The 233-nt window shown below is 70.4% G+C and carries 1 protein-coding gene; it reads left to right on the forward strand.

Going from position 1 to position 233, the window contains the following annotated elements:
- The coding region (locus tag KVS71_RS19155; protein WP_217585320.1) for a hypothetical protein at positions 1-233 on the forward strand (233 nt) is incomplete at both ends.

A 233-nucleotide genomic window follows, 5' to 3' on the forward strand; every position in this document is an offset into this window, starting at 1 on the left:
TTCCCGGAGGAGGCGCCCGAGCGTTTCACGGCCGCGCTGAAGGTGAATCTCCTGGGCTCGGCAACGACCCTCGCGAATGCGTGGGAGTACACCGAGCCTGGGGACCTTGTGAGCGAGGCGCAGGAGATCGCGGGGGAGGCCGTGCCGAAGCGGAAGAAAGCCGGTGCTATGAGGTGGTGGCAGGAGGGGCACACCGGGGTGGGGCGGGAGGGGCTCGAGCGCGAGCGGCGGTC

This window comes from Microbacterium sp. GbtcB4, assembly GCF_019091465.1.
Lineage (GTDB): Bacteria > Actinomycetota > Actinomycetes > Actinomycetales > Microbacteriaceae > Microbacterium > Microbacterium paraoxydans.